The 4254-nt window shown below is 69.4% G+C and carries 4 protein-coding genes; 1 reads left to right on the top strand and 3 read right to left on the bottom strand.

Annotated features, from left to right (window positions below; translation table 11 throughout):
- Positions 1–159: 159 nt before the first annotated feature.
- The 3 genes from AC31A1_RS47625 to AC31A1_RS47615 all read right to left on the bottom strand — a co-directional run bounded on the left by AC31A1_RS47625 (position 160) and on the right by AC31A1_RS47615 (position 3358).
- Positions 160–1803 (bottom strand): nuclease/transposase family protein, encoded by a 1644-nt coding sequence (locus AC31A1_RS47625; RefSeq protein WP_489659306.1) that lies wholly within the window; start codon positions 1801–1803, stop codon positions 160–162.
- A complete protein-coding gene (locus AC31A1_RS47620; RefSeq protein WP_489659305.1) occupies positions 1796–2374 on the bottom strand; it encodes an IS607 family transposase in 579 nt (192 codons plus the stop codon). The genes AC31A1_RS47625 and AC31A1_RS47620 overlap by 8 nt, the downstream gene beginning before the upstream one ends.
- Positions 2375–2449: 75 nt before the next feature.
- The gene (locus AC31A1_RS47615; RefSeq protein ID WP_489659304.1) at positions 2450–3358 is read right to left on the bottom strand and encodes an SCO6745 family protein; all 909 of its coding nucleotides are present in this window, start codon (positions 3356–3358) and stop codon (positions 2450–2452) included.
- 106 nt (positions 3359–3464) lie between these two features.
- Here AC31A1_RS47615 and AC31A1_RS47610 point away from each other — a divergent pair, with 106 nt between their 5' ends.
- Positions 3465–4112 carry a TetR/AcrR family transcriptional regulator gene (locus AC31A1_RS47610; protein ID WP_489659303.1) on the top strand — a complete coding sequence of 216 codons (648 nt, stop codon included), beginning with the start codon at positions 3465–3467 and terminating at the stop codon, positions 4110–4112.
- Positions 4113–4254: the final 142 nt, after the last annotated feature.

Raw genomic sequence — 4254 nt, 5'->3', positions numbered from 1 at the left:
TTGCTCACCCGGCCCCGCCCCTGAGAGGGCGGATATTGCCTGGTCCCCACGGTAGCGGCGGACGCGTCACGGGCATACGGGACCTAAGCCTGTATGGCACGCAACTCACCTGTATCGCAGCGGTGGAACAGGCCGAAGTACCGGCTTCCCTCACCGTTCCTAAACAGTGTTCAGGAGTGGCATTTGCTGCCAGCTCCCGGAACTGCGCGCATCCCGAACGGTGTTGGATGCGCTGGTCTCCCGCGTTCGCTGTGTCCCCGTCCGGCTGCGTGCATCGTGTGCACGCTCCGTGACGGGTGGGCGGGTTCCCTCACGCCCTCGTGCGCCTGGTCCGGCCTGGGCGGTCCGATGCCCCGCAGTATCGCTCTGGTGCTGCGGGGGCGGTGCCGTCCGTCGCCGGATCGGGTGCCCGAGGGCGCGTCGCCCGATCGCGATGCCGGCGGCATCATGACGGGACATCTTTCGTTTCTTCGAGCTGAGGGGCTTCTTCCAGTGCTGATTGCCCCACATCGATGTGTACGCCGGGTCCACGGCAACGATCGACAGGCCGTGTTCGGACGCCATGGACACGAGCCGGGCCTTGAGCTTGCCGGTGGGGATGCCGGAGATGAGCTGCCGGAAGCGCTTACGTCTGCCGTGCTTCTCGCGGGTCTTCTCGGCGGCGAAGTCCAGGTTCTCCAGGCCGATGGCTTTGACGCCGCACCGGTCGGCCCAGTGCAGCAACTGGCTGATGGCGTGCCGTATCTGGGCGTCACGGTGGTCTGCGCTGCCGGACAGGTCGTAGAAGAACCGCTTGGGGTCGCCGACCGGGTTGCCGTGCCGGTCGAGCCGGTAGGCGGCGAAGTGGTCGGCGTTGGTGTCCACGCCGACCATGCCCTCGGACCGCGCCGTCTGAAGCGGGATCGTCTGGACAACGGGCCGTGTCCACGACGCTGTCAGGTACCAGCGGCCCCGCTCCACGTCCAGGTGGATACGGTAGGCCACGGCCCGGTTGTCTTCGATCCGGTCGCGCCACTCGGCTCCCCGGTGCTGGAACTGCACGCGGGTGGCGAGGACGTACCGGCCGTGCCTGCTGTTGGCCACGTGGGCGAGCGGGGCGGGCAGCTTGATGCTGACCTCGCCATCCGGGGTGACGCGGATGGTCTCGTTGCCGAAGCGTTTGCCGGACTCGCCGTCGGCGGCGAGGAACCACCGTTCGGCTTCCCACCGCCCACGCCACTGCTCGGCGGTGAGCTGGGCGGCTTCGAGGTTGTGACGTTTGTTGAGGAAGCGCCGGCCGCCGCGTACGACGTGCACGACACCGGCCTCACGCTCAGCGCGGGCGATGTCCAGGCGGTGTTCCAGGGTCGTCAGACGGCGGGACTTGTGGAACCACTCGCCCTGACTGCGGTATCCGCCGGGTGCCTGCTTGGTGCCCTTCTCCCCGATCGGCTGGGAGAGACGGTGCATCAGCGTCCGCACACCGGCCTCAAGCCCTTGGATGTGGGCGAGCTGGCAGCGGCGGGACAGCGCCCACTGATCGTGAGTGGCCTTCGTGATCGAACCGGCCCACCGGGACGAGGAGTCGGCCGTCAGGCCCTGCTTCCGGGCGGCCCACGTGTCGCTGTTGTGGTCCAGGCCGTCAGCGCAGCGGTTCTTGAGGTCCAGCGAGGCGAGGCGCCCGAGGTGTTCACCGACCAGCCGCAACACTGTGTCGTCCACGTCGGTGAGGTGCTTGAGGCGGTCACGTATCGCCACCCCGGACGGCCCGGGGGCAACGAACGGCGCGTCGATGGTGCGGAGCTTCTTCTTCGGCTCACTCATCGGCAGCCGCCGCTTCGAGAGCCTTCCTCGCCCGGTTCTTCGCCGACCGACGGCCGTACAGGCGGACACAGAACGACGTCAGCACCTCCACCATGTCCCGGACCAGGTCGTCTTCAACTTCGCCGTCATCGAGGACGACGAGCCGGCGACCAGTCGCGGACAGGGCGGCCTCGATCAGCTCCACGTTCATCCGGCCGAGGCGGTCTTTGTGCTCGACCACGACCGTGGTCACCGCCGGGTCGGCCAGCAGCCGCTTCGCCTTCGCGCGGCAGCCGTTCATGCCCGAGGCGATCTCGGACTCGATCCGCACCACCTTGTGTCCGGCCTTCGCCGCCCATGCCGACAGGCGAGCGGTCTGCCGCTCCAGGTCCGGCTTCTGATCGTGCGAGGAGACGCGGGCGTACAACCCCACACCACCGGTCACGGAGGGTGAGGTGTTCGCGTCGATGTTCACCAGGATCGTGCGCGGCCCCACACGCTCCGCAGGGACCGGCAACGTGCCCTCACGAAACCAGCGGTACGCCGTGCGGGGCGCAATGCCCTGTGCGCGTGCCCATTCCGTCAGGTTCATACACAAGATCATACGGCACTCATGACATCTAAAAGACACTCATAGACACTTGCGTGGGAGCATTTTCTGACCCCCTCAGACCTTGCCGATGCCCAACGTCGACTCCGAGGGCAGCAGCCCGGACCCGAGTACGGCGACCCAGAACTCCCCCAGCAGGTCGGCGAGTCGGTCGGTGTCGGCCCGGCCGAGGAACTGCCAGGGCGCGGCGGCCAGTTGGTCGGTGCGGCGCTCGACCTCCTGGCGCAGATCGCGGCCCGCCCGCGTCGCCGTACCCCTGTCGTCTATGACGCCTCGGGCGACCAGCCGTTCGCGGGCCGCCGCCCACTCCTCCCGGCTCCAGCCCCGGCTCTCGAAGCGCTGGACGGAGGCGGCGCCGATCGCGGCGAAGGAGACCAGGGACTCGACCGGGTCGAGGTCGGCGACGAGGAGAGCGGCGAGGTGGCCGTCGCCGCGGTGTTCGCGCAGGATCGTGGCCGCCTGCCACAACTGGAGGTGGGGTTCCGTGGGCCACGCCAACTCGGCGTTGGCCGCGGCGAGGGGACGGCCGGCCGTGTTCGCCGCCTCGGCGGCGCGGCGGGCGAGGGCGGCGGCCTCCGCCAGCTCGGGGCTGTCGACGCGGTCGCCGAATATCGCGCGGTAGGCCCGGTCCAAGCCGCGCAGCCTCGCCTTCAGTACGGCGTCCGGGCTCGCGGTGCTCCACGCCGAGTCCATGTGCTCGGCGACCATACGGGGGTTGAAGCTGTAGAAGGCGGAGGCCACCCGCTCACTGCCGACCGGGCCCAACGGCGCGGCACGCAGCGGGAAGTAGCTCGGCCAGCGCTCCTCGGTGTCGTATCCGAGCGCGGCGGCCTCCCCGAAGACCTCCGGCGCGTAATACAGCACCGCGTGCAGGGGTTCGAGCAGATGCCAGAGCTGGCGCACTCGGCCCAGCTCCACGGTGGGGAGGCTATTCGTGGTCTCCACTCCACGCACGCTTTCCGACATGGCGTAACTCCTCGTCGCGTCCTGGTCGTTCCATAACTTGACACTGACAAGATTGCCTCAACCGCTCGAACTTGTCAATGCCTAGATTCGGCGTACGCTGCTGACCATGAGCACAGCCAAACCCGCGAAGACGGACGAGACCGCAGAGAGCCCAGAGAGCGCAGAGAGCGCCAAAACCTCCGGCGACACCCGCCGCCCGTACCACCACGGCGATCTGCGCCGCGCCATCCTCACCGCCGCGCTCGACGTCATCGCCGCCGACGGCCCGTCCGCGCTGAGCCTGCGGGATCTCGCCCGCCGTGCCGGTGTCTCGCACGCGGCGCCGGCGCATCACTTCAAGGACCGCACGGGGCTGTTGACAGCGATCGCGGCGGAGGGGTTCGGGCTGCTGGCGGGCACGATCGGGGAGGCGGCGGACCTGAAGGACGCGGGCGTCCGCTACGTGCGGTTCGCACGCGAGCATCCGGCGCACTTCCAAGTGATGTTCGCGCCCGAGCTGTTGCGCGCCGGCGACCTCGAACTCACCACGGCCCGCGCCCTCGCCACCGACGCCCTGCGCCACGCCGTCTCCGCCGTACCCCCCGAGGGCCGCGGCCCCGACGCCCGCCTCGCCGGTGTCGCCGCGTGGTCCCTGGCACACGGCTTCGCGACGCTGCTGCTGGGTCACAACCTGGACGGGGCGGTGGGTGAGCGGGACCCGGAGGAGGTGTTCCGGGAGCTGGCGTCGATGTTGTTCAGGACGACAGCCGAGTGACGTGACGGAAGCGCCCGGAGCGACCGGCCGGCGGGCGCCTCCACGCCCCCGGCCGACCGGCCCCTACGACGACCTACGACGTCTACGACGTCCTACGACGCCAGGATCAGGACCCCAGGATCGTCGCCAGGAACTCCCCCAC

This window comes from Streptomyces sp. P5F9 (assembly GCF_057961495.1).
The sequence above is the reverse complement of the archived record's forward strand: the minus strand, read 5'-3'. Positions and strand labels throughout refer to the sequence as shown.